Below are 25548 nucleotides of genomic sequence, written 5' to 3'. Positions count from 1 at the left end.
TCTACAAAAGAAACACATTAGATATTATAAATACTCCCAAATTTCTTTAACCTCATTTATTTTATCAACAAATTTTTTTGTAATTTCCATAGGCCGTGTAATAGCTCCACCTACAACAACTAAAGAAACCCCAAGCTCAAAGCTTCTCTTAGCCTTAAGAGGAGTATCAATTTTTCCCTCAACTATTAACTTTGATTTGAAATTACACTTAAGTAAATTTTTTAAAAAGGCAAAATCATTATCTGCAATATTGCACCCTTCAGTATCCTTGGTATATCCATGTAAAGTCGTACCAATAAAATCAAATCCAAGTCTATCTGCATTAACAGCCTCTTCTAAAGAAGCAATATCTGCCATCAAGAGCTGACTTGGATATTTTTCTTTAATCTTATTAAAAAACTCAGACAACAAAAGACCATCGGGACGCTTTCTAAGAGTAGCATCAAGAGCAATCACATCAACCCCTTCACTACAAAGTTCATCGACTTCTTTAATAGTAGGCGTAATAAAAACAGGAGAATCATTATAAACTCTCTTAACAATACCTATTATGGGCAAATCAACTTCTGATTTGATTTGATGAATATCTAGAACACTATTGGCCCTAATTCCAACGGCCCCACCCATCTTTGCTGCTAAGGCCATCTTAGACATAATAAAACTACTATGTAAAGGCTCTCCTTCAAGAGCTTGGCAAGATACAATTAGACCTTTTTTAATTTTTTCAATGATATAAAACCTCCTATGATTTAATCGTTTAAAGCAATCTTAAATTTACAAACTATACCATTTTTAAAAAAGATTCAATTCATCATAAATTTAAGTGCATAAAACACAAATTTCATATCTGATTAAATTAAGCTATAATTTAACAATGTCAAATAAAATCAACTGGTTCCCTGGTCATATGAAAAGAGCATTAGACTTAATCCAAGAAAATCTCCAAAAAACAAATATTGTATTAGAAATACTTGACGCTAGAGCTCCACTTAGTAGCCAAAATCCACTAACTGAAAAAATTATTAAAAATTCAAATAGGAATAAAATAATACTTTTAAACAAATCAGATCTTGCACAAGAAGAAGAAATTCTGAAATGGAGAGAATATTTTGAAACACTTGAAAATAATGTACTAATCACAAACATATACAAAAAAGGAATGAAAAAACAAATAATAGATAACATAATAAAAATAGCTAATGTGAAAAAAATTAAAACTTACGAAGAAAAAATAAAAGTATTAGTAATAGGAGTGCCAAATGTTGGAAAATCATCAATAATTAACCTACTGGTAGGAAAAAAAAGCACAAGTGTTGCAAATAAACCAGGACACACAAAAAATATACAAATATTAAAAATAAACGAAAGAATTAATATCTTTGACATGCCGGGAATCTTATGGCACAACTTAGAAGATCAAGAGATTGCAAAAAAACTTGCAATACTAGATATGATAAAAAATGAAATAATAGATAATACAGAACTTGCGCTATATCTACTTAAAAAAATGCACATAAATAACAAAACCAAATTACTAAACAAATATAATATAATATCAACAAATTCACTTGAAATTTTAGAAGAATTTGCAAAAACAAGAGGATTTATAAATAAAAAACATACAATAGACATTGAACGGGCATCAAAAATATTAATAAAAGAATATAGGGAAGGAAAATTTGGAAAAATTATACTTGACGTAAAACGTCATAATAACAATAAATACAAGTCATTTACATAAGCATTAATATAAAGTATAATCTAGTTTCATGTGGTTCAATAGACACATGCAAAAAAGGGGGGTCCCATTAGTTGAATAATTACATCCTAGAGATTAAAGACTTAAGTCATTATTATACTGATAGTAATAATAAAACTCTAGATACAATTAATTTAAAAATTAAAAAAAATGAATTTGTTACCCTACTTGGTCCATCAGGATGCGGTAAAACAACACTAATAAAAATAATAGGGGGTTTTTTAAATCAAAACAAAGGAGAAATTCATTTCCTATCAAAAGAGATTTCAAAAATTACACCTAATAAAAGAGAAATTAATACTGTATTTCAAAACTATGCTCTCTTCCCACACATGAATGTTTTCGACAATATCTCATTCGGACTTAGAATGAAAAAAATAAACAAAAATTTAATTCAAGAAAAAGTAAAAGCCGCACTTTCCTTAATTGGTATGCAAAAATACGCTTACAGAAATATTAATGAACTATCAGGTGGACAAAAACAAAGAGTCGCAATTGCAAGAGCAATAATTATGGAACCTAAACTTTTATTATTAGATGAACCACTCTCAGCTCTTGACTTAAAGATGAGACAAGAAATGCAAAAAGAACTTAAAAAAATACAAAGAAAACTTGGAATAACATTCATCTATGTCACACACGATCAAGAAGAAGCATTAACAATGAGCGACAGAATAGTAGTAATGAATGAAGGAATAATCCTTCAAATTGGAACACCGGAAGAAATTTATAATGAACCCAAAACAAGATTTGTAGCCAGTTTTATTGGCGAGAGCAATATTTTTGAAGGAACGTACGAAAAAGAATTTATAGTCAAAATGTTTGGTAAAGATTTCAAATGTCTTGATAAAGGATTTAAAAATAAAGAACCCGTTGACCTTGTAATACGACCAGAAGACGTAAAAATATTACCAAAAGGCCAGGGACATTTAAGTGGAATAATTACTTCAGCAGTATTCCAAGGTGTACACTACGAAATGACACTAGAAATTCAAAAATCTCATTGGTTAGTTCAAAGCACAAAACTGACAAAAGTTGGTGAAGAAGTTGATATCTCATTAGGCCCTGATGATATTCATGTAATGTGCAAGGAATAATAAATATGAATAGAATAATTCTAATACTATATACTTTATTCTTATTAATCTTTATTATCTTCCCATTAGTAATAATAATAGGTTTAGGATTTTTCAATGAGCAAAATGAACTCACATTTGCAAATTTTATAAAACTATTAGAACCAAGCTACTTAAGAATTTTTTCAAGAAGCATAAACTTTGCCTTAATTACAACCATATTTTGTATGCTAATTGGATATCCCACCGCATGGTTCATATCCATGTCAAAAAAAAGCGTTCAAAATATGCTCATCATAATGATAATACTCCCTATGTGGATAAATACCTTACTTAGAACTTATGCTTGGATCAGAATATTAGGAAAAAATGGAATTATTAATAATTTGCTAAAAGCCATGGGACTTGAAACTATAGAACTGCTCTACAATGAAAAAGCCGTAATAATCGGTATGGTATATAATTTTCTACCATTTATGGTCTTACCAATATATATAGGACTTTCAAAAATAAAATATGAATATATTGAAGCTGCAAGGGACCTTGGTGCAAGAATGTGGCAAGTATTATTATACATAAAGCTACCATTAACATTATCATATCTTGCGACAGGAATAATAATGGTATTCATACCTTCAATCACAGTGTTGATCATATCAGATCTATTAGGTGGCGCTAAACAAATTTTAATCGGCAATTTAATTGAAAAACAATTCTTATTCGTAGAAGATTGGCATACTGGCGCTGCTATTTCATTTATTGTAATGATAGTAATATTGATATTCAACTTAATAATACTTAAATTAATGCAAAAAACAACATAAAATAAGGATATTAATATGCTTAAAATACTAAAAAATACTTTTTTATTTCTGACACTTGGATTTGTTTATGCACCCATATTAATTTTAATAATTTATTCTTTTAACGCAGGGAATAATGGATTTTTTTTTCAAGGATTTAGCCTAAAATGGTATAAGGAAGTCTTTGCATCACAGCAAATAAAAATAGTTATATATAATACTTTATTAATAGCAATAGTATCATCCTTAATTTCTATTGTAATTGGTGTTCTGGGAGCTTACAGTATTTACAAAACAAAAAACAAAAAAATAAAAACCATCCTGTTATCAATCAATAAAATACCAATAATTAATCCTGACATCGTAACAGGAATTAGTTTAATGACATTTTTTTCTTTGATAAAAATACAGCTGGGTTTTTCTACAATGCTAATGTCTCACATAATCTTCTCAACACCTTACATAATAATAATAATTTTGCCTAAATTATATTCTCTTTCAGAAAACGTTATTGATGCAGCTCGAGATCTTGGAGCATCAGAAATCCAAATTTTTAAAAACATAATATATCCAGAAATAATTGGAAGTGTGGTAACAGGAGGTCTCATTGCATTTACATTATCGATTGATGACTTTTTAATATCATTTTTCACAACAGGCCAAGGGTTTAATAATTTATCAATACTCATAAACTCTTTAACTAAGAGAGGAATAAAACCAATAATTAATGCCATTTCTTCTATACTATTTTTTGTAATACTCAGCCTTCTATTTATTATAAATAAATGTGTAGAAATTAAAAAATTAACAGTAGATACAGAAATTTAATAATAAGGAGTTAAATTTTGAAAAAATTTTTAATATTAGCAATAATTTTAATAGTCGCCTCTTGTTCTTCTCAAAAAACACAAAGTACTCTTAATGTCCTTAACTGGGCAGAATATATTGATGAAAAATTACTAGCTCAATTTGAAAGAGAAAATAATATAAAAATCAATTATGAATGTTTCAATAACAATGAAGAAATGATGGCAAAATTTAATAACACAAAAGGTTATTATGACATCATAGTTCCATCAGAATATTTGATTGGAGAATTAATAAGTGAAAGCAAAATTGAAAAGCTAGATTATTCAAAACTGCAAAATGTAAAAAATAATATATTAGATAAACTTTACAATCTAGAACATGACTTTGGTAATTTTTATTCTGTACCTCTCTTTTGGGGAGTAATGGGAATACTTTATAACAAAACCAAAGTTGACATAAACGACATGAATGAATTTGATATACTATTTAACGAAAAATATAAACAAGAAATTGCAATGTTAGACTCGCCAAAAGAAAATATTGGGGTTGCACTTAAAAAACTTGGCTATTCCTTCAATGAACACAACATATCCATAATCAAACGAGCCGAAGAACTACTCAAAAAACAATCTCACTTGGTAATAGGTTATTTTTCAGATATTGCTGCAAAATCACTAATACTCAATGGTGAATCATCAATCCAACTAACATGGAGCGGAGAAGCACTAGATGCAATGCTTAAAGATCCCAATTTAGACTTTTATGTACCTAATAGTACAAATATCTGGGTTGATGTCATGGTAATCCCATCAGACGCACCTCATAAAGAACTTGCTTATAAATTCATAAACTTTCTTTATGAAAATGAGGCATCTTATGCAAACTTTAAAGAAACAAAATATAATTCACCAAACAAAAATGTATTGAATCGATTACAGGAAGAAGCAAAGGAAAATCCTGAAATAAATATATACTTAGAAGAAAAATTTCTTCCAACAAACTTTTCAAACCACGAAGTATTTAAAACAGTACCTAAAGAAGTTAAAGAAGAACAAATGAGAATATATGTAGAATTATCATCCTAACAAAATCCAAGGCACCTTTTATTTAAAAGGTGCCTTATCTTAATCAAACTTTAGCAGAATTTAAAAACTGATTTTTCAACCCAAAAAAAGCTATGGACACAATAATAATGACACCTAAAAATACTTGATAAAACAAAAATGGCATGATATCAAGTGGAGATATGGTCCCTTTTGCAATATTTATCAAACTTATCATATGCATACCATATGGCAAAGCACCAATTAACGCACAAGAAGAAATCGAAAGCAATGCCGCACAACGCTTAGGACATACAGAGTTTGCTTCAGATATACCCTTAGTAACAGTCCCATTAACTAAAATTGCAAGACCGCTATTTGAAAGAAAACCTGTCACCATAATTATTAAAAAAGTAATTGTAAACTCGGCACTCCTTCTGCACTTAGCAAAATACTTCAACTTAGTTAAAATCCACTCAAAACCCCCATGCCTAATAGTCATATAAGAAACTCCTCCTGTAAAAATAACAAGAATAAGCATCTCACTTAAATCTAAAAGTCCAGAATTAATATTTTTAAACATTAAAAGCAAAGTTAAATCACCATTAACAATGCCAATACCACCAGCAATCAATATTCCAAAAAATAAAACTAAAAATACATCTATTCCTAAAAACGCAAAAATTATAACAAAAAGGTAAGGAATCACTTTCAAATAACTTATCTCACCAAGTTCAACATTAACTCCAATACCACCAATATAAGAGCCTAAAACAGCAAATGCTACAGTTGATAAAATAGATGCAGGAAATGTAAAAAAAGCACCATTTCTAAAAACATCTATAATTTTAACTCCTTGTGTACGACTTGCAATAATAGTTGTATCTGATATTAAAGACATGCTATCACCAAAAGCACCACCTCCAAGCACAGCTCCTGCAACCATTGGCAATGGGATACCACTTTTATCTGCTATTTCAAATCCAATTGGAGTAATAGCCACAACGGTTCCAAGAAAACTTCCAGTTGCAGTAGATAGAAAAAGGCATATTAAAAATATGCCTGCTATCAACAAATTAGCAGGTATATACCTAAGTCCAATAGTTGCTACGGTTTCAATGCTACCTATTTCTTTACAAACAGCCGAAAAAGCACCTGAAATCATAAAGATGAAAGATATAAATATAATATCAGTCTGTGAACATCCTTCAATAAAGTCATTCATCTTATCTATAAACGAACCCTTAAATAAAAGGAATGCCGTAACAACAGCTAATAACATAGCAATTATTGGTGGCATTTGATAAAAAGCCATCTCTACACCTTGAATCTCTAAAACCACTCCTGTTCCTACATAAACAACAATAAAAACAAGAAAAGGAACAAGCCCTAAAAAATTTGGCTGTACATGACTAACTTTATTCATTTTAACCCCCCTTACAATTCATGAATTTATGAATTATTACTTAGTTCTCTTATTTAACTTAAGAAATCTAAAATCAATTTATTTTTAGCAATAATCTAAAAAATCCCTTTATATCAAGGCTAACCATAGACAAAAAATAGAAAAATAGTTGAGAAATTAAAACTATAACTACCTATGGAAGGAACAATACTCTTACATCCTACAGACCTGCCAAAATATAAATAAACATATCTATAAGAAAACAACTTCTATAAGAAGGAATATTATCATAAATAGATACTTCTTTTGCAAAGACCTATCACAAACAAGTATAGAGATCATAATCACTAGAAAAAAATACCATCAACTATGACAGGAAGAGATATAACTATCAAACCTGTAGAACTCCCACCTCCGCATTAAATTTTCAATCTTAACAATCAACCCTAACCATTTATTTTTCATAATATTCTTCATTATAATTACAACAAAAAAATTTACCATCTCAGTATCGAGAAAAAAATTAAGCATTTCAACCCTCTCCCTTACTAAATTTTTTTCATAATACATAAATATTTACAAATTTGCATAAAACTCCAATAAAATTATACTAACCTTAAACAAAAGCCTTTTCTGTGAAAGCAATAAAACAAATAATCTACAATATTCATGAAAAACAATTTACACAAAACCAACATAGTTTAAGACTAATACTTTAACTGATTTCAAAATTACTTATCCTTTTACAAAGAATAGAAAAAACTCTTGCCAATAAAGAGCAAAATCCAATTTAATCTCACACTCATTACATTTCTCACCAAAATTCCACAGACAAAAAGCAGTAAAATAAATTACCTTAATTAATTATAAGTCTAAAAATATGGATATGTATTTCTAATATTATACCACAAAACATAATATTTAAAGATTTTATTTTAAAAAAATAAATTCAGATTGAATAAAAAATTGAATATCAAAGAGAAAATTATAAATTACATGAAGATTATTTTTTTAAAGCAATCATATACTTACATATAATTACTTTGTAATAAAACTATGAAACAATACTCTGTTTAAACCAACAAAATACAAAATAAGAAAATCATTTAAGACAGTATAAATACCTATAACAACAAATAAAGTAGGCATAAATTTTATCTTAATTAACTTAACAAATATAAATTTAATATCTTAAATACCTACATTTTACGCCAAAAATGGTCCTTTTCTAAAATCATATTTGCTTCAACTGGTCCTTCTGATCCATAACAATAATCCCAATTTTTAATGTCTTCCCATTTATCAAGAATATCTGATACAAATTCCCAAGAACTATCAATTTCATCATTGCGAGCATATAAAGTTTTATCACCCAAAAAAGCATCAAAAAGTAATCTCTCATAAGACTCACTAAAAAATTTGTTAAATGAAGCATGATAAGAAAATTCCATATTAGCTTCCTGAATATCATAATTATATCCCGGTCGCTTAGTATTAAACTTAATTTCAATGCCATCTCTCGGTTGAATTCTAAAAATCAAAGCATTTGAAAGATTAATCAAGCCAGTATTAAAAATAGTGAAATCGGACTTTTTAAATTGAATATATATTTCTGAAAATTTCCTCACAAGCGCTTTGCCCGTCCTAATATAAAAAGGCACCCCAGACCAACGCCAGTTATCAATAAACAATTTCATAGCCAAATAAGTTTCAGTATCTGAAATACTTAAAAAGTTAGCTTCTTCTCTATATCCTTTTTTTAAAATCCCTTGTACCTGAGAACAAATATATTGTCCTTTGACAATATGATTTTGCATAGTATCTCTACTTAATTTTCTTAAACTTTTTAAAACCTTAACCTTTTCATCATGAATAAAGTCAGCACTAAATCCAATAGGAGGTTCCATTGCAATTAAACTTAAAAGTTGTAAGATATGATTCTGAACCATATCTCTTAAGGCACCAACAGAATCATAATACTCAGCTCTACCATCAATGCCTGCCTCTTCTGCTACGGTAATTTGAATAAAATCCACATAACGATTGTTCCAAATATTTTCAAAAATAGAATTCCCAAACCTAAATGTAAAAATATTTTGAACGGTTTCTTTGCCCAAATAATGATCAATTCTGTAAACTTGTTCTTCACTAAACACAGAATAAAGAAGAGTGTTCAAACATCTAGCTGTATCAAGACTACTACCAAAAGGCTTTTCAAGAATAATCTTAGACAAATAAGAAGTATTACTAAATGAATATGGCTTTAAATTCTCAATTATTGCCTCATAAAACTCAGGTGATGTTGAAAGATAATATATCCTATCTCTATTATCTAAATTATCTAAAAGAGATGACAATTTTACATAAGCATCCTTTTCCCTAAAATCTCCTGATAAATAAACAAACAATTTCAAAAAATCATCAATTAAAGCAGTAGACTCTTCTTGCCACAACGAATCTTTAATATAAACCTTAAGTTCATAATCAGTAAAGTTTCTTCTCGCAAATCCAATAATTCTAAAATTATTAATATGACCATCCTTATACAAATTAAAAAGAGAAGGAATAAGTTTTCTCCTAGACAAATTGCCAGTAACACCAAATATTATAACATCAAAATTAGATACATTCTTTTCACTCATAAAATATCTCCAACAAATAATTATACTATTATTGTTCCATCAAAAACTATGACATAATATCCCTTTGTAAATAATAGTTATACCTACATTAAATTTAATCACAACAATGACGGTTCAAAACGAACTGCCACAAAATTTCTAAAAATCAAATACAAATATAGTGTTATAATCGGTATAGTGTATAATGTATAAGAAATGAAAAACTTATCACTATTTACAGATTTTTATGAACTCTCAATGATGAATGCTTACTTCATAAAAAATATCAATCCAAAAGTCAAATTTGAAATGTTTTTCAGAAAAACGCCATTCAAAAATGGATACATAATTTTAGCAGGAATTCACACATTAATTAATGCTTTAAAAGAATTACATTTCAGAGACGAAGAGATTGAATATCTAGACAGTTTACAGTATTTTGACAAAAAATTTTTAAAATACTTAAAGACATTTAGATTAAACATAAAAATAAGCTCAATAGAAGAAGGAAGAATCGTTTTTCCCCATGAACCCATACTAATCATTGAAGGAAATCTAATTGAACTCTTACTCATAGAAGGACTGGTATTAAATACAATAAATTTTGAAAGCCTAATTGCAACTAAAACAGCAAGAATTAAAGAAGCCGGGGCTAAAAATCTAGCAGAATTTGGTCTTAGAAGAGCGCAAGGAATTAATGGCGCACTCTCAGCGAGTAAAGCTGCTTACATAGGAGGTGCTGATTTTACAAGCAATGTACTTGCAGGATATAAATACAATATTCCTGTCATTGGCACAATGGCTCACAGCTGGATAATGAGTTTTAAAAATGAAGAAGAGGCCTTTTGGGAATATGCGAAAATATATCCAAATAATGTAAGTTTGTTAATTGACACTTATGATACACTTAACAGTGGTCTTAAAAATGCAATAAAAGTTTTCAAAGCATTAAAGAGCAAAGGAAGCAAAAATTTTTCTGTTAGAATTGACAGCGGTGATCTTGAATACTTAAGCAAACAAGTTAGAAGAACACTTAATGAGAATGGGCTATCTGAAGTAAAAATTATTATATCAAACGAACTTGATGAAGAAATTATTATGTATTTAAACTCAATTCATGCGCCTATCGACTTCTGGGGAGTAGGAACCAATCTAGTTACTGCAAAAGGAGAATCCAATCTCTCAGGAGTGTACAAAATGACATCAATTCAACAAAACGGCAAATTTATTCCTAAAATGAAAATGTCAAATAACATTAATAAAGCAACACTACCCTCTCAAAAAGGAGTTGTCAGAATATACTCAAATGAACAAATGATTTTTGATCTAATTTTTTTAAAAGAAGAAGAAGAAGAAATAAAAAAAATGTTAAGCTTAAAAAAGGAATTTACAATTTTCCACCCTATACAAGACAATACATTCAAAGAAATAAAAACATATGAAAGCTTTGAATTTTTAATAAATACAGTTTTTGAAAACAACAAAATTTGTCAAACCTGCGAATTAAGTCTCGAACATATAAGAGCAAGGGCTCAAAGTGATCTTAAAAAGATCGATCATACACATAAAAGGCTCATAAATCCACACATATATAAAGTAAGCATTACAGAGAAATTAAAAAATCTAAGAAACAAACTCATTAAAGAAAACAAAAAACTATAACACTATGTATAATATGTGTATAACATGTATAAGATATATAAAACAAATAAAGTAAGCAAGATTTATAATAAAATTAAAGAGTTAATTAAAAATGATGACATATTTAAAAAAGAAACCATCATCATTTTCAAAAGTAACATTCTAAGCGAAGAAATTAAAAAATATCTAGCAACCCTGAATGAAGTCTCATATAACCTCAATGTAAAACAAAACATAATAAAAATGATATATAATCTCTCAATGGAAAATCACAATATAAAAAAATTTTTAGAAAACAACACATTGCTCCTTTACTCAGAAACAGAAAAATTTATTCTGTATCACATGTTAAAAGACAATAAAATAAAAAATATCAAGCAATTTAAATCGACAAAAAACAGATATATCTTTGCATCAAAGATAATAACTTTATTTCATAAATACTACGCTAAATTTCCAAATCTGATTGATCATTGGAGACAAAATAAATTTTTATTTGAAGATCAGAATAAGATTCACTACGAATCCATGCAAAAGGAAATGTTTGAAAAACTATTTGAAAATCAAATCAACCTTTTTAACTTGCACGAGAAAATTAAACAAGAAATAAAAGATCCTAAGCAAAGCATTGAAACAAAAAGAATAATAATAATTGGAGAGACTAGAGAAATTGACAGAAAGATTTTACATTGTTTGCAAAAAATTTTCGACATTACAGTATACGAATTAATACTTGAAGATACAACTCAAATCAAATCTGCCTTCATAAATGAACTAATACCAGTAAAAATCAAAAAATGCAATTCAAGTACACAAATAGAAGAAGAAACTGATATTCAATTATTTGAAGAGAAAAATTTTTTAGCAAGTTTCAAAAACAATATTATAAAAGGTACTCCTCTATTAAACTTAGATAATAGTTTCAAAATAACAGAGGCAAAAACAAAAAAACGAGAGGTAGAAATTCTAGTAAATAATATTTTACATTCAACACAAAATAATCATCTAAAAATAAATGATATTGTAATAACTTACCTACCAAAAGATATGGACATATACTTACCATACATAGAAGAATTTTTAAATAAATATGAACTTGAATTTACTATTTTAGATTCTAAAGATGTCTCAAAAAGTAAAAGTATAATAGCATTAAAGCAATTAATGCAACTCTTTATTTCAAACAGAGGAACGATTAGTAATTTTAATAGAAAAGAAATAATTGAATTTTTAAGTAACACAAAAGTAATGAATAAATTCAACATCTCAATAAGTGAATTAGAATACTTAATAAAATTTAACGATGCAGTGAATATTAATTTTGGAATGAATGATACTCATAAAGAAAGCTTATCTTATGACAAGAATTTTTTAAATTCATGGGAAAATGGCTTTGATAGATTTCTCACATCTACAATGTTTAATGAAAAATATGAATGCAATAATTGTCAAGAGAGCATAAGCTTTCAAGATCCAGATTCAATAGTAAGATTAATAAGCATAATAAAAAGCCTATATGAAGACATAATGTACTTCAGAGAACAAGAATATACAATATATGAATGGGCAGAAATAATGGATATTTTCATAGATAAATATATCAAACTTGAAGATAACAACAAAATTGATGAATATATAAACACAAGAATACAATACCTTAAAAACTTTTCAAGAGATTTTAATGAAAACCTTTACAAAGATTACATGACAAAAGTTAAAGACAGAAAAGTTGATTTTGCTCTTTTCAAAATAATGTTTGAAGAGAGCATCGAACAAAAAGCATATCAATCAAACAATCAAAATATAGGTATACTTGTTGCAAGCTCTGATAAAATCGAATATTTACAAAAATCTGAAATTCACTTTTTAGGAATCCATCAATTAAACTCAAACATTCATTTTGATAACATGAACTTATTAAACGAATATTATGACTATGTCAATCTGGAACAAGAGAACATTTCAAATTTAATTAAAATAATCTTTGCAGCATCAAACAAATTCTATTTCTATTACTCACTAAGCGAATCTCTAAATCCAGATATCAATAAACCTAAAGTAATAAATAAGATAATAAATTACATAAACGATATGGGACAAGAACTAAAAATTGAAATACACCCAAGTGAAAATTACGATTTTGAATACTTCAAATACGAAAAAGCCAATTACCTAATCAACTATGACACAGAAGCCTTTAATATTGCAAAATCACTACAACAAGGCAAACATCCAAACTTTAAACAGAAAAGACTTAAATTAAAAAAACAAATAACACTAAGGATAGAAGACATAAATAAAGCTATAACTAATCCATACAAATACTTTTATGAAGAAATATTAAATGTATACATTAAAGATATAAGCCAAATTGGTGATATTAAGAAAAAACAAGAAGAACAGATTATCGACATTGATAATTTTAATTATAAGCTAATGAATAATCTCATACCAATACATGAATATATAAAAAATGAAACTAATGAACATATATTAGAGAAAATAGATAATATAATTGAAAATCAAATTCAAAAGGGAATAATTCCCATGAACATCAAAAAAACAACCATCAAAGAAGAATTCATAGAAAAATTCAATGAAATTAAAAACAATATTGTTATCAATTTTCAGGAATTTTTCAAAATGAAGGAAACTGACATCACATTACATAAAAGCATATTCATTAACTTCGAAGGCGAAACAATAGAATTTAAGTTAAATGGAAAACTCAAAAACATATATAAAATAGATAATCGATACTTTTACGTCAATTTAGAGAAAAAAGATTACGGTCAAGACAAAATTATCAGAAAAATCAACCTATACATAATAGGATTAATGTTAAAAAGCTCAATTGCAAATATAGAATCAATTCAAGAAATAAGAATAACTTATAAAACTTCTAAATTATCACTTGAGAATCAATATACAAATGAAACGATAAACTACCTAGACCTTACAAACTTATTAAAACAAATAGCATATATTTCAAGCTATCCTACTCCCATTTATAAGGATTTAATACAAAAAAGTTTAATTAAAATAAAAGACATAAACGAATTTCCAACAGTACTAAAAACACAAATAAAATATCCACAAAAAAGCATTAATATTAACAAAGATATGGAATTCATTCTTCAACAAAAAGACATAACATGGTGTCCATATTATAACAGATTTAAAGACACTCACGATTTAGACATAAACGACAACTTAGAAAAATTACTTCAAGATTTTTATACTAAATTCATCAAGGTATAAGGTTAATCCCATGAAAGAAATAATAGATAAAATCAAATACAACGAAAAAATATTAATTGAGGCTTCAGCAGGAACTGGAAAGACCTACATACTTGAGAATACTATTACAAACTTACTCATAAATAAAACATACTCTCCAAGCGAGATTCTAGTGCTAACATTCACAAAAAAAGCAACAGAAGAGATGCATATTAGAATATTGAAATCAATTGAAAATGCATATCAAAATTCACAAACAGATAAATCTTTAAAAAAAATTTACGAACAATCAAATAAAATATTTATCTCAACCATAAACAAATTTGCACTACATTCTCTAAACAACTTTCAAATCGAAACAGAACACTTTGTCAGATACAGTGTAAAAGAAAATTTTACATCAGAAATAGACGAAATAGTTTATGAATTTTTAAGAAAAGCGGATTCATTAAAAAGAGAATTAACAATCAAAGATGATGAATTTGAAATCTTTAAGTCTAAATTTAAAACTACAAAAGACATGATTCAATATATAAGACAAGGGTATAAAAGAGACAAGACACAAGAACTTGGAGATTGGATAAAAACTCAAACGATTTTTAAAAAAATGCTTACAAATCAAGATAGATTAATTCATGAGTATAACTCAATAGTCGAAGCATTAAACAAAATGACTATGGAAGAAAAAAGAACTTTCCTAAATAAACATAATCAAGGAATTAAAATATCAGAAATAAAATATAGTAATGAAAAAGATATAGTAAAAATAACAGACATACTTGCAAACAACAAATTTTTTTCGAAGATAATAGAATCCAATCTTAAAAAAAATGTCACTCTTTTACCTAAGGAACTAAAAATACAAACCGCTTTAAGAGAACTTAGCCATAAAACAAATACAAATAAAGAAGATAAAAACACACTAAGAAGATTTATTAACCTAAAAATCGAATATAAAATACTTAAATATATAGAAAAAGAACTTGCAAATATCATTAATGCAACAAACACAATAGACCAAAAACATATAATGCTAAACTTCAAAAAACACCTGGAATCTAGTGATAACAAACTATTAAATTCAATAAAAAGCAGATATAAAATAATACTAATAGATGAAGCACAAGATTTAAACCTAATACAAATAGAAATATTTAAACTACTTAATTCTTGTGGCATAAAACTAATATTTATAGCCGATCCTAAGCAAATAATTTATACATTTAGAAATGCTGATATATCATATTATAACCAAGGTATAAAAGATCAAATAAAAGATAACGCAAAAATAACCTTACTAACAAATTACAGATCAAATAAAAAATTAGTTGAACCTTTAAATATTATGTTTGATAATATCTATAATAAAACACACACAGCTAAAATCGAACAAATAGAATTTACCAAGTCAAAAACAGAGTCTAAGAATGACGAAAATAAAATTTTTATAAATGATCAAGAAATAGAAGCAATAAACATAATAGAAACTGAAAGTGAAGATGAAAATATTTTACAAAAAACAGCTATAACAATAAAATATCTACTAACAAACGGAAAAATTTATGATAACAATAAACTTAGACAAATTAAAGAATCAGACATAAAAGTACTTTGCAGAACAAGTAAGGAAATAGATTTAATAGATAAGGAACTTAAAAATCAAAATATAAAAACGAATAAGATCGAAGAATCATTCTTTAAGACGAAAGAATTTAGCGAAATATTTTACCTTATAAAATGTTTCGACAGAAAACAAAATTTTCAAACTCTAAACTATATCTTAACTAGCAAAATAATAAACCTTCCGTGGGAGTTATACCTAAGTCTACTTGAAAAAAATGAAATAAAACACATAGAAGCAGCCATTAGTGACATAATATATTTACTTGAAAATCAAGAAATAACATTAATAAACGCAATAGATAAAATCATATCAAAGAAAGAGTTATGGCTCAATTTGGCAAAAATTTTTAATAATACTACATTTACTGAATTTGCACAATCAAAAAAAAGCTACAGAGAAACCCTAATAAACGAGAAAAAATTTGAGGAACTTAAGAATTACGAAATAAGTCTAGACTTTATTTCCAAAATTTACTATGAAGATAAAACCATAGAATCATTAATATGCACTCTAGAAGATCTAATACTCAACAAAGATACTGAACAAGATGAAGAGCAAATCACTACCCAAGGTGATCAATCCATAGAAATACTGACAATTCATAAATCAAAAGGACTAAGTATTAATATCGTATTTCTCATAGGTGATATTCAACACAATGATAACTTAATGAAAAAATCAGATACATTTTATAAATTTTGCTTAGAAAATAGGATAGAATATGATTTTTTAAAATTAAAAGAAAATCAACAATCTGCCAAACATAAGATTTTAAATGAAGAGAAAAATATTTTTTATGTAGGAACAACACGATCAAGATTCGCACTATTTATTATCAATAAAGGCACAATAATAAATAAAATGTTAGAGCTAGCAAAAATAAAAACAATCGATAAAATAAATTTAGACTTTAATGTATACAATCTGATTAAAACCCATAAATTCAATAAATTAGAAAAAAATGATAACAAAGAAATAAAATTAATCCCTCCAACACCAATAAACAAACATTTATTTAGAAGAGAATATACACATAGCTATACAAGTCTTGCATCAAGCTATAAATCAACTTACCATGCAAATCAAGAAACAAGAGATGATGAGACTTATGACAATGATGCTAATTGTACTGAAGAAACACTCCCAAAGGGTAAAGATATTGGTAATATTTTACATGTCATAATGAAAGATATAAATTTTAGCGACGCAAAAGATGATTTTAACAATTTTCAAAAAATCAATATTGCTCTTATACAAAAAAGAATCGAACATTTCAATTCAAAGCTAAATACACCCAAGATACAAGAAATGCTAATAAAAATGATTTATAACATATTAAATACAAAAATCAGATTTATTGACGCAAGACTGTGTGATATTCAAGAATTACAAAAAGAAATGGAATTTTTAATCAAGATAAATACAAAAATTTATAAACAAAAGTCTCTCTTTAAAAATTACAACAAGTTGGATTTAACATTTAATGAAGGATATATAAAGGGAATCATTGATCTTATATTTAAGATAAATAATAAAGTATACATTTTAGACTATAAAACAAATTATCTTGGAGCAAATTTAAAAGATTATAATTTAACGAACTTAAAAAAGAAAATGAAACAAGAAAAGTATGACTTACAATATAAAATTTACGCACTAGGAACAAAAAAAATACTCTTTAAAAATCCAGAAGAATATAATAAATATTTTGGAGGAGTAATATATCTCTTTACAAGAGCATTTCAAAAAAATATTAAAGAACAATCTAAAACACAGAATGGGATTTATTTCACCATACCAAATTTCAAAGAATTAGATTTAGAACAAATATATTTGCAATTAAAATATTAAAAGGAAAATATGAGAAATTTTTTAGTCTTAAGAGAGTTTCTAAAAGATCATAAGAGAAACTATTTAAATCCAGAACTCAAAATTTATGAAATAATAGAAACTTTAAACATAAACATAGAAAATTACTACAAAGCACATTTACTCACAAAAAAAATCAAAGATAAAAAGTATGAAGAAATTACTATTTTTTTAATATTTTTATTTAATTACCTCTCTAAAGGACATTTAAGAGCTAATATTAATTTATTAATCAAAGATATTCAAAATACGATCGACTGTGCTTTCCTTGAAATAAAAGACGAGGATCAATCTTACCAAAAATCAATCAATATACTAGAAGAACTTGCAAAGATTACACAAGCAACAAAAATACACGAAATAATCTTACATTTAAAAGAAAATAATATAATGAAAGATCTTAATCAAAATGAAAGAATCATAACTCCTTTAATATTAGAAAATAATATTCACATCTATACTCAAAAAAACTTTAGAGAAGAAGAAGAACTAATAAAAAAAATAGATCAAAGACTTAAAGATAACAAAAGTGAAATAACTACTCAAAGAATACAAAATATAATGAACAACTTAAACACTAAAGACCTAAGTGAAGAACAAATCAATTCAATCAAAAAATCTTTAAAAAGTAATTTCTTTATACTCAGTGGTGGCCCGGGCACAGGTAAAACAACAACTATCAATTATATTCTAAAAGCAATTGATATGCACTTAAATGTCAAACAAAAGGTAGCCCTTGTAGCACCAACTGGAAAAGCAAGTCAAAAACTAAAATCAAGTCTAAAAGAATCATTTACAAACCTTGAAACAGAATATAGCACAGTACAAAAATTATTAAAAATGTCATTTATCAATAAAGGCAATAAATATGATGAAGCCAACCCCCTAGAATTTGAAATAATAATAATTGATGAAGCATCTATGATAGATTTAAGTACTTTCTTAAAATTATTAAAGGCGGTCAAAACAAACACAAAACTCATAATAACAGGGGACAAAAACCAGCTTCCATCAATAGCTGGAGGAAATGTATATTCAAGTCTGACACAAATAAAAGAAATAAGTGATGAAAATGTAGAAATACTTAAAAAAAATTTCAGAAGTAACGATGAGATAAATTTATTAGCCAAAGCAATATATCAAGAAGACACAAATCTAATTGATATTCAACTTAATGCCAACAAAAATATAATTTTAAAGGATATAAATAAAGTCAATATCGAAAATGAATTATTAAATCACACAAAAGATTTATATAAAAAAATCTCTAATTTTGATCTCAACTCACTAAACAACAAAGAAATTGAATCAATAATTAATGCTTTGCTTAGCAACGTCATTTTATGCTCAAGAAATTTTGGAAAATTTGGAACAAAAAGAATAAATGAAATAATAAAATTATATTTGAAAAAAACCTATGGCAATTTAATTGGACAAATAATTTTAATTACTCAAAATGATTATAAAAACGATCTATTTAATGGAGAAAGGGGTATTCTCTTTAGAGAAAACTCTAAAATTTACGCTTTATTCAAAAGAGAAGATGAAAAATACAAAAGAATAAACTTTAATTTAATAAACAAATATGAACTTAGTTTTGCAACAACAATACATAAAAGCCAAGGCTCTGAATATCAACATGTACAAATAATCATAGAAGATCATCCATTCTTAACAAAAGAACTACTCTACACTGCAATAACAAGAGCTAAAGAAAGCATAAAAATAATATCAAGCAAAGACATCATCAAAAATGTCAGCCTAAAAACAATAAAGAGAGATTCAAAAATCTCAGATCATATAGATGCATTAAAATAAATTGACAAACAAAAAGAAAAACAATATAATCTTAAGGTATTGCATTTGGGGGCGTAGTTCAGATGGTTAGAACGCCTGCCTGTCACGCAGGAGGTCGCGGGTTCGAGACCCGTCGCTCCCGATAGTAATCTTTAAAGTCAAGAATTTTTATCTGCATTTACCTTATTTCAAAAGTAATTGTGAAAGCATAAATCAACTGAAAAATACATTAAAGTTATTATTAAAGTTGCGTTATAAAAAAAAACCTTCAAAAACTCCACTAAAACATAAAATTCATTAATATTTATAAATGTTCAAGTTTTACTTTATCAAAAATATCTTTAACATCATCAAGACTACAAAGTTGTCCTCTAAGTGCCGTTGCGGTACCTGACGCAACTCCAAACCTAAAAGAATCAAGAAGAGAATTCCCATTTTGATGAGCATATACAAATCCAGCAACTACAGAATCTCCTGCACCAATAGTACTTAAAGAATTAATTTGCGGAACACTAGCCAGACAATCATCTTTATTATTTATAAAAACAGCCCCTTCACTTCCCATTGAAACTATAATATTCTGCACACCCCTTTCCATAAGCTCACACCCAGCATTAATTAGATCCTTACTAGAAGTCAAATTCATACCCAAAAGTTCTTTAAGTTCATTAATATTTGGCTTTATTAAAAAAGGTCTAAGCCCTATAATCTCTTGCAAGGCAGGACCACTAGTATCAATAATTAACTTAACATTACTAGCAATACTCTTGGCTATTTCATTATAAGCCTGATACCCAAGCGAGATTGGAACACTACCAGACATGATTAACATATCTTTATCTAAATTTTTTAATTTTAAAATCAAAGACTGAAAATCACTCTCAAGAATTACGGGTGATCTTCCATTAATCTCTGTTTCTTTTCCATCTGACATCATTTTAATATTGATTCTAGTATTGTCAGATATGCTAATAAAATCATGCTTTATGCCCATCAAATCAAGATAGCCCCTTATATAATCACCTGTAAATCCACCCAAAAATCCAAGAGCAATACTTTCAGTTTCAAAATTCTTAAGTACATTACTTACATTTATTCCCTTCCCACCAGCAAAAAAATTATTCCTAACAACATGATTAAGACACCCTGTCTGAAAACCTTCTACAACTATTTTATAATCAATAGCAGGATTAAGAGTAAGCGTATATACCAAGCCAATCTCCTTTATAATTAAGTAAAATAATTAAATAATTAAATAATGTAATTATTATATGTTATAATTATTATACATTATATTTATAATAATTATAATATGGATACTATAGTATAGCAAGGAGTTTCCTATGCAAGATTTATTTTCTAAAAAATTAATATTATTAAACTACGAGGCCAAAAGTAAAGATGATGTAATTGAAAAAATGGCCGACATGCTCAATGAAAATGAATATTTGAACAACAAAGAAGATTTTATAAAAGAAATTAAAAAACGAGAAGAAATAAGCGGAACAGGTCTTGAAGAATATATTGCAATGCCACATGCAAAAGGTAATTTTGTTAAAAAACATGGAATAGCTATATTACGAATTAAAGGAGAAGGGTTTGATTTTAACGCTTCCGACTTACGACCTTCAAAATTATTTTTCATGATAGCTGTACCTGAAAAAACTACAGGTAATACTCATATTAAAACAATATCTTACCTTAATAATATATTTAATAATGAAATTTTAAGACAAGAAATTATGAGTACAAATGATATAAATAGATTTTTAGAAATTCTTTTAAATAGCAACACAGATGTAATCATGAATGACACTGGTTCCAAAAATTTCATTCTAGCAGTAACTGCTTGCCCTACAGGAATCGCCCATACATACATGGCAGCTGAAAGCCTAAAACGAGCAGCAGCTGAACTAAACGTAGAGCTCAAAGTAGAAACTAATGGCTCTAGTGGCGTTGACAATCTAATAGAAGAAGAGGAGATAGAAAGAGCAAAAGGCATAATTATTGCAGCCGGAAAAACTGTCGATAAAGACAGGTTTAATGGTAAACCACTAATTGAAGCTGGTGTAAAAGATGGCATACACAAAGCAAAAGAACTCATTCAAAACATTCTTGATAACAAAGCAAAAATTTATAAGAGAAAAACAGTACAAGGAGAAAGCAACACAACCCGAAAACCAGGTGGTGCATATAAACATTTAATGAACGGTGTATCCTTTATGCTACCATTCGTAGTGTCTGGGGGAATAATTATTGCAATATCATTCATGTTTGGCATCAAAGCTTTCGATCCAAACGATCCAAGCTATAATAAGATAGCAGATATTTTAATGCAAATCGGCGGTGGTAATGCTTTTTTCCTAATGCTTCCAATACTTGCTGGGTATATTTCATTTAGCATAGCAGAACGTCCCGGACTTGCACCTGGAATGATTACAGGATTAATGATGAGCAAAGGAAATGCAGGTTTCTTAGGGGGAATCCTAGCAGGATTTATCGCAGGATACGTAACTTTAGCAATAAAATCAATAAGTAAAAAAATAATACCACCAAAAATAAGTGGTATTAACCCCGTTTTAACCTACCCACTTTTCTCAGTACTAATATCAGGATCTTTAACATATTTTTTACTAGCACCAATTGCATATATTAATACATCTATAACAAATATGTTAAATTCACTAAGCGGAACAAATATGGCATTACTAGGTGCACTACTTGGTGGAATGATGGCAATAGACATGGGTGGTCCTGTAAACAAAGCTGCCTATGCATTTGGAATTGCAATGATAACTGCTGGAAATTATATACCTCATGCAAGCGTAATGGTAGGAGGAATGACGCCTCCACTTGGAATCGCACTTGCAACTAGCATTTTCAATAATAGATTTTCACAAGAAGAACGTGAAGCCGGTAAAATTTGTTACTTTTTAGGTGCATGTTTCATAACGGAAGGAGTGATTCCTTTTGCAGCCTCAGACCCTTTAAAGGTAATACCTGCTTGCATAATAGGGTCATCTATCGGGGGTTTTTTGTCTGCATTATTTAAAGTAGAACTTATGGCTCCACACGGCGGTATCTTTATTCTTCCAATAATAACCAACCCATTAATGTGGATAATATCTATCCTCATAGGTGCTTTAATAACAGGTCTATTAATAGGATTTATGAAAAGAGATAAGAAATAATTCTTATCTCTTAAAATAATATTTACACAAAGTCTAATAAACCAATCTCAATTTTATTGGTGTCTCAAGACTTAAAGTCCTAATCATATCTAGCTTAAGTTCTAAATTATTGGAGTTAAGCTGTTTAAATCCAAACTGTTCTTGAATTTTTCTCGACGTCTTGATTTTGAGTGTAACATTAGAATTATCAATAAGCTCATTTACACGCGAAGTAAAGTCTGATAAAAAGTAAACTAATACATCTTTATATTCCTTCTCAGACATTGGTATTTCTTCTGACGGCAAAAGTGCCGCAAGAGCATCATTCACCTGATCCTTACTTTCATTAATAATCTTAGTAACAGTTTTTAAATTAAAATCAATATCAAGAATATTTTTCCCATTCTTATTTGCTATCTTAAATATAGGCATTGTCTCCTTTGCAAGATAATCTTTTAAAACCTTAACCAAATTATCAAATTGAACAATCAAATTAAGAGAATCACCATTAGACTTAATATTTAAGAGATTTAGACCTAATTTTTTCCCTTCATCACCAAAATATTGCTTTATCTTATCAATAGGGAAAAGAGGCATTTTAGCTATTTCCTCTCCTACAAGAGTTGCCACAAGTTCTTTTCTGATCTTTTCAAATTCTTTATCAACATTAAATATTAATGAAACTGTTCCGCTCGCATCATCTTGTAAATTAACCTCTGAAATTGTAGTACAAGCAATAAATATTAAAAGCACAAGCATCAAACTATAAAATCTATCCATTTAACAATCTCCTTGCATATACAACAAACATATATACATACACTAGCTATTATAATAAAATATTAAGTATCAAAACAATAAAACCATAGGAGAAAAAACATGCATGACCAAACATTAGATATATCACATTTCCAAAAATTACTAGATAAAAGCTTAACACCATACCATTTAATAAACTACATTGAACAAAAACTGGTATATTATCTTAATGCAAAGGAATTAAAACTTAACGATAAATGGACATTAGAAACAGGATATTATTATGTAAAAAAGGAAGGAACAAGTCTTATTGCATTCAACATTAACACTAATAAAATACATGAACCATTCCTAATAGCAGCAGCACACTCTGATAGCCCTGTATTAAAGCTCAAAATAGAATCTAGGAAATACAAAGATAATGTATTCTCTCACCACATCGAAACTTACGGTAGTCCAATAATCTCAACCTGGACTGACAGAGATTTAAGCTTATCAGGAGTTGTATACTTTAATAAAGATGAAATAATTAACTCAGAATTAATAACAATTGAAAATATTGGGATCATACCAAACGTTGCCATTCACTTAAACCGAAACGTAAATGAAGGATTTGCATATGATACTCATGAGAACATAGTCATCATCACAAGTTTTAAAAAAAGCATTAAAGAAAAAATTCTAGAAAAACTGCAAATATCTGAAAAAGATTTCCTATCATGCGATTTAATATTTACAGCATCAGAACTTGCTAAAATTATAGGTAGCGAAGGTGAATTTTTAGCATCCAAAAACCTAGATAACAAATCGGGATGCCATGCCATCATGAATGCATTTGTTCATACAAATAACAATAAAAATAAAGTAGCTGTATTTTTTGACAATGAAGAGATTGGATCTTTAACTTCCAGAGGAGCTGACTCAACACTATTAACAGAAGTCTTAGAAAGAATTGATCATGTTTTAAATCTAGGAAAAGAAGAACATCTAATTAAACTAAACAAATCATTCAATATTTCAATGGACGGCGCACATGGGGTTCATCCAGGCTATATATGTAAACATGACCCAAACTATCAAATAAGTCTAGGGAAAGGAGTAACCATCAAAAGCAATGCCAATTTTAAATATTCAACAACAGCACATGGATGTGCAAAACTTAAAGCCTTAGCTATGAAAAATAATATTAAAATTCAAGAAATAATAATGAAAGCAAATACAAATGCCGGAACCACAATTGGCCCAATTTCAAACTCCCACACAGGAATTGAAACTATAGATATTGGAACCCCAATGTGGGGAATGCACTCTTTAAGAGAAACTATTGCAATATCAGATCATATAGAAGCAATCAAACTTCTCAGAACATTTTTTGAAAATTGGAATTAAAAACTGGAACAAATAAAAGAAATCATTGTAGTTGAAGGCAAAGATGACGCTAAGAGAATAAAAGAACTATTTAAGTGCACTATAGTTGAAACTGGTGGATTATATCTTAAAAAATCGACCATTAATGTTTTAAAAAAAGCAATAGAAACAAATGGAATTGTTATTTTCACTGATAGCGACAAAGCAGGAGATCTAATTAGAAAACAAATACTTAAAAAAGTGGGCTACTTAGACCAAGGCAAAATTAAACATGCTCACCTTAAAAATAAAAATCAAGAAGTAGAAATGTCTTCTAAAATTGAAATAACAACAATTTTAAAAAAAATAGGTACTTTTTATAACAAAAAACAAAAAGAGGGTCTAAATTTAAATGATTTAATAGAACTTGGCATCACAGGTTCCCAATCCAAGAAAAAAAGAGAACAAATACAAAAACACTTCAACTTGGGCAATGGTAATAACAAAAAACTACTTGAGAGACTCAATTACTTTAAAATAAAACGAGAAGACATAGAAAAAATAATCTTAACAAAAGAATAAAA

At 27.9% G+C, this 25548-nt stretch carries 17 protein-coding genes and 1 tRNA gene; 13 read left to right on the top strand and 5 right to left on the bottom strand.

Features of this window, described 5'->3' with window-relative positions; translation table 11 throughout:
- Positions 1–24 precede the first annotated feature (24 nt).
- A complete protein-coding gene (locus bvRMA01_RS03270; protein ID WP_119024236.1) occupies positions 25–732 on the bottom strand; it encodes an N-acetylmannosamine-6-phosphate 2-epimerase in 708 nt (235 codons plus the stop codon).
- 142 nt (positions 733–874) lie between these two features.
- On the opposite strand from bvRMA01_RS03270, the gene ylqF reads away from it, so the two are divergent.
- The 5 genes from ylqF (at position 875) to bvRMA01_RS03245 (ending at position 5533) form a co-directional block, all read left to right on the top strand.
- A complete protein-coding gene (ylqF, locus tag bvRMA01_RS03265) occupies positions 875–1741 on the top strand; it encodes a ribosome biogenesis GTPase YlqF (protein ID WP_247032161.1) in 867 nt (288 codons plus the stop codon).
- 71 nt (positions 1742–1812) lie between these two features.
- The gene (locus bvRMA01_RS03260; RefSeq protein ID WP_247032159.1) at positions 1813–2856 is read left to right on the top strand and encodes an ABC transporter ATP-binding protein; all 1044 of its coding nucleotides are present in this window, start codon (positions 1813–1815) and stop codon (positions 2854–2856) included.
- 5 nt (positions 2857–2861) lie between these two features.
- Positions 2862–3659: an ABC transporter permease gene (locus tag bvRMA01_RS03255; protein WP_247032157.1), complete on the top strand. Its 798-nt coding sequence runs from the start codon at positions 2862–2864 to the stop codon at positions 3657–3659.
- A 15-nt stretch (positions 3660–3674) separates the two neighbouring features.
- Positions 3675–4466: an ABC transporter permease gene (locus bvRMA01_RS03250; RefSeq protein WP_247032155.1), complete on the top strand. Its 792-nt coding sequence runs from the start codon at positions 3675–3677 to the stop codon at positions 4464–4466.
- A gap of 17 nt (positions 4467–4483) precedes the next feature.
- The gene (locus bvRMA01_RS03245; protein ID WP_247032153.1) at positions 4484–5533 is read left to right on the top strand and encodes an ABC transporter substrate-binding protein; all 1050 of its coding nucleotides are present in this window, start codon (positions 4484–4486) and stop codon (positions 5531–5533) included.
- 43 nt (positions 5534–5576) lie between these two features.
- Here bvRMA01_RS03245 and bvRMA01_RS03240 read toward each other — a convergent pair whose 3' ends face one another.
- Together bvRMA01_RS03240 and zwf are read right to left on the bottom strand one after the other, a co-directional pair.
- On the bottom strand, positions 5577–6917 hold the full coding sequence (locus bvRMA01_RS03240; protein WP_247032151.1) for a Na+/H+ antiporter NhaC family protein: 1341 nt from the start codon (positions 6915–6917) through the stop codon (positions 5577–5579).
- A gap of 1178 nt (positions 6918–8095) precedes the next feature.
- Complete coding sequence (zwf, locus tag bvRMA01_RS03235; protein WP_247032149.1) at positions 8096–9538, bottom strand: glucose-6-phosphate dehydrogenase; 1443 nt, start codon at positions 9536–9538, stop codon at positions 8096–8098.
- Positions 9539–9733: 195 nt separating this feature from the next.
- Between zwf and bvRMA01_RS03230 the strand changes: the two genes are divergently transcribed.
- The 5 genes from bvRMA01_RS03230 (at position 9734) to bvRMA01_RS03210 (ending at position 19830) form a co-directional block, all read left to right on the top strand.
- The gene (locus tag bvRMA01_RS03230; protein WP_247032147.1) at positions 9734–11179 is read left to right on the top strand and encodes a nicotinate phosphoribosyltransferase; all 1446 of its coding nucleotides are present in this window, start codon (positions 9734–9736) and stop codon (positions 11177–11179) included.
- Positions 11180–11203: 24 nt separating this feature from the next.
- Positions 11204–14419, top strand: coding sequence for an exodeoxyribonuclease V subunit gamma (locus bvRMA01_RS03225; RefSeq protein ID WP_247032146.1), 3216 nt, complete (start codon positions 11204–11206; stop codon positions 14417–14419).
- A 10-nt stretch (positions 14420–14429) separates the two neighbouring features.
- A complete protein-coding gene (gene recB, locus bvRMA01_RS03220) occupies positions 14430–17873 on the top strand; it encodes an exodeoxyribonuclease V subunit beta (RefSeq protein WP_247032145.1) in 3444 nt (1147 codons plus the stop codon).
- Between the two features lie 9 nt (positions 17874–17882).
- On the top strand, positions 17883–19709 hold the full coding sequence (gene recD, locus bvRMA01_RS03215; protein ID WP_247032144.1) for an exodeoxyribonuclease V subunit alpha: 1827 nt from the start codon (positions 17883–17885) through the stop codon (positions 19707–19709).
- A gap of 47 nt (positions 19710–19756) precedes the next feature.
- Positions 19757–19830, top strand: a tRNA-Asp gene (locus tag bvRMA01_RS03210).
- 162 nt (positions 19831–19992) lie between these two features.
- On the opposite strand, the gene pfkB is transcribed toward bvRMA01_RS03210, so the two are convergent.
- On the bottom strand, positions 19993–20901 hold the full coding sequence (gene pfkB / locus bvRMA01_RS03205) for a 1-phosphofructokinase (protein ID WP_247032142.1): 909 nt from the start codon (positions 20899–20901) through the stop codon (positions 19993–19995).
- A gap of 130 nt (positions 20902–21031) precedes the next feature.
- On the opposite strand from pfkB, the gene bvRMA01_RS03200 reads away from it, so the two are divergent.
- A complete protein-coding gene (locus tag bvRMA01_RS03200; RefSeq protein ID WP_247032140.1) occupies positions 21032–22879 on the top strand; it encodes a fructose-specific PTS transporter subunit EIIC in 1848 nt (615 codons plus the stop codon).
- Positions 22880–22912: 33 nt separating this feature from the next.
- Here bvRMA01_RS03200 and bvRMA01_RS03195 read toward each other — a convergent pair whose 3' ends face one another.
- A complete protein-coding gene (locus bvRMA01_RS03195; RefSeq protein ID WP_247032138.1) occupies positions 22913–23638 on the bottom strand; it encodes a hypothetical protein in 726 nt (241 codons plus the stop codon).
- 99 nt (positions 23639–23737) lie between these two features.
- On the opposite strand from bvRMA01_RS03195, the gene bvRMA01_RS03190 reads away from it, so the two are divergent.
- Positions 23738–25006 carry a M18 family aminopeptidase gene (locus tag bvRMA01_RS03190; protein WP_247032136.1) on the top strand — a complete coding sequence of 423 codons (1269 nt, stop codon included), beginning with the start codon at positions 23738–23740 and terminating at the stop codon, positions 25004–25006.
- Between the two features lie 3 nt (positions 25007–25009).
- Positions 25010–25546, top strand: coding sequence for a ribonuclease M5 (rnmV, locus tag bvRMA01_RS03185; RefSeq protein WP_349643001.1), 537 nt, complete (start codon positions 25010–25012; stop codon positions 25544–25546).
- The last annotated feature ends 2 nt before the right edge of the window (positions 25547–25548 follow it).

Source organism: Borrelia venezuelensis (assembly GCF_023035835.1).
Classification (GTDB): domain Bacteria; phylum Spirochaetota; class Spirochaetia; order Borreliales; family Borreliaceae; genus Borrelia; species Borrelia turicatae.
The sequence above is the reverse complement of the archived record's forward strand: the minus strand, read 5'-3'. Positions and strand labels throughout refer to the sequence as shown.

What these genes read in the sequence shown, in the direction of transcription:
- bvRMA01_RS03250 (WP_247032155.1), top strand. Translation starts at nt 3,675, where the DNA reads ATGCTTAAAATACTAAAAAATACTTTTTTATTTCTGACACTTGGATTT.
- bvRMA01_RS03230 (WP_247032147.1), top strand. Translation starts at nt 9,734, where the DNA reads ATGAAAAACTTATCACTATTTACAGATTTTTATGAACTCTCAATGATG.
- bvRMA01_RS03190 (WP_247032136.1), top strand. Translation starts at nt 23,738, where the DNA reads ATGCATGACCAAACATTAGATATATCACATTTCCAAAAATTACTAGAT.
- bvRMA01_RS03255 (WP_247032157.1), top strand. Translation starts at nt 2,862, where the DNA reads ATGAATAGAATAATTCTAATACTATATACTTTATTCTTATTAATCTTT.
- zwf (WP_247032149.1), bottom strand. Translation starts at nt 9,538, where the DNA reads ATGAGTGAAAAGAATGTATCTAATTTTGATGTTATAATATTTGGTGTT.
- bvRMA01_RS03195 (WP_247032138.1), bottom strand. Translation starts at nt 23,638, where the DNA reads ATGGATAGATTTTATAGTTTGATGCTTGTGCTTTTAATATTTATTGCT.
- ylqF (WP_247032161.1), top strand. Translation starts at nt 875, where the DNA reads ATGTCAAATAAAATCAACTGGTTCCCTGGTCATATGAAAAGAGCATTA.
- recB (WP_247032145.1), top strand. Translation starts at nt 14,430, where the DNA reads ATGAAAGAAATAATAGATAAAATCAAATACAACGAAAAAATATTAATT.
- bvRMA01_RS03225 (WP_247032146.1), top strand. Translation starts at nt 11,204, where the DNA reads ATGTATAAGATATATAAAACAAATAAAGTAAGCAAGATTTATAATAAA.
- bvRMA01_RS03200 (WP_247032140.1), top strand. Translation starts at nt 21,032, where the DNA reads ATGCAAGATTTATTTTCTAAAAAATTAATATTATTAAACTACGAGGCC.
- recD (WP_247032144.1), top strand. Translation starts at nt 17,883, where the DNA reads ATGAGAAATTTTTTAGTCTTAAGAGAGTTTCTAAAAGATCATAAGAGA.
- bvRMA01_RS03240 (WP_247032151.1), bottom strand. Translation starts at nt 6,917, where the DNA reads ATGAATAAAGTTAGTCATGTACAGCCAAATTTTTTAGGGCTTGTTCCT.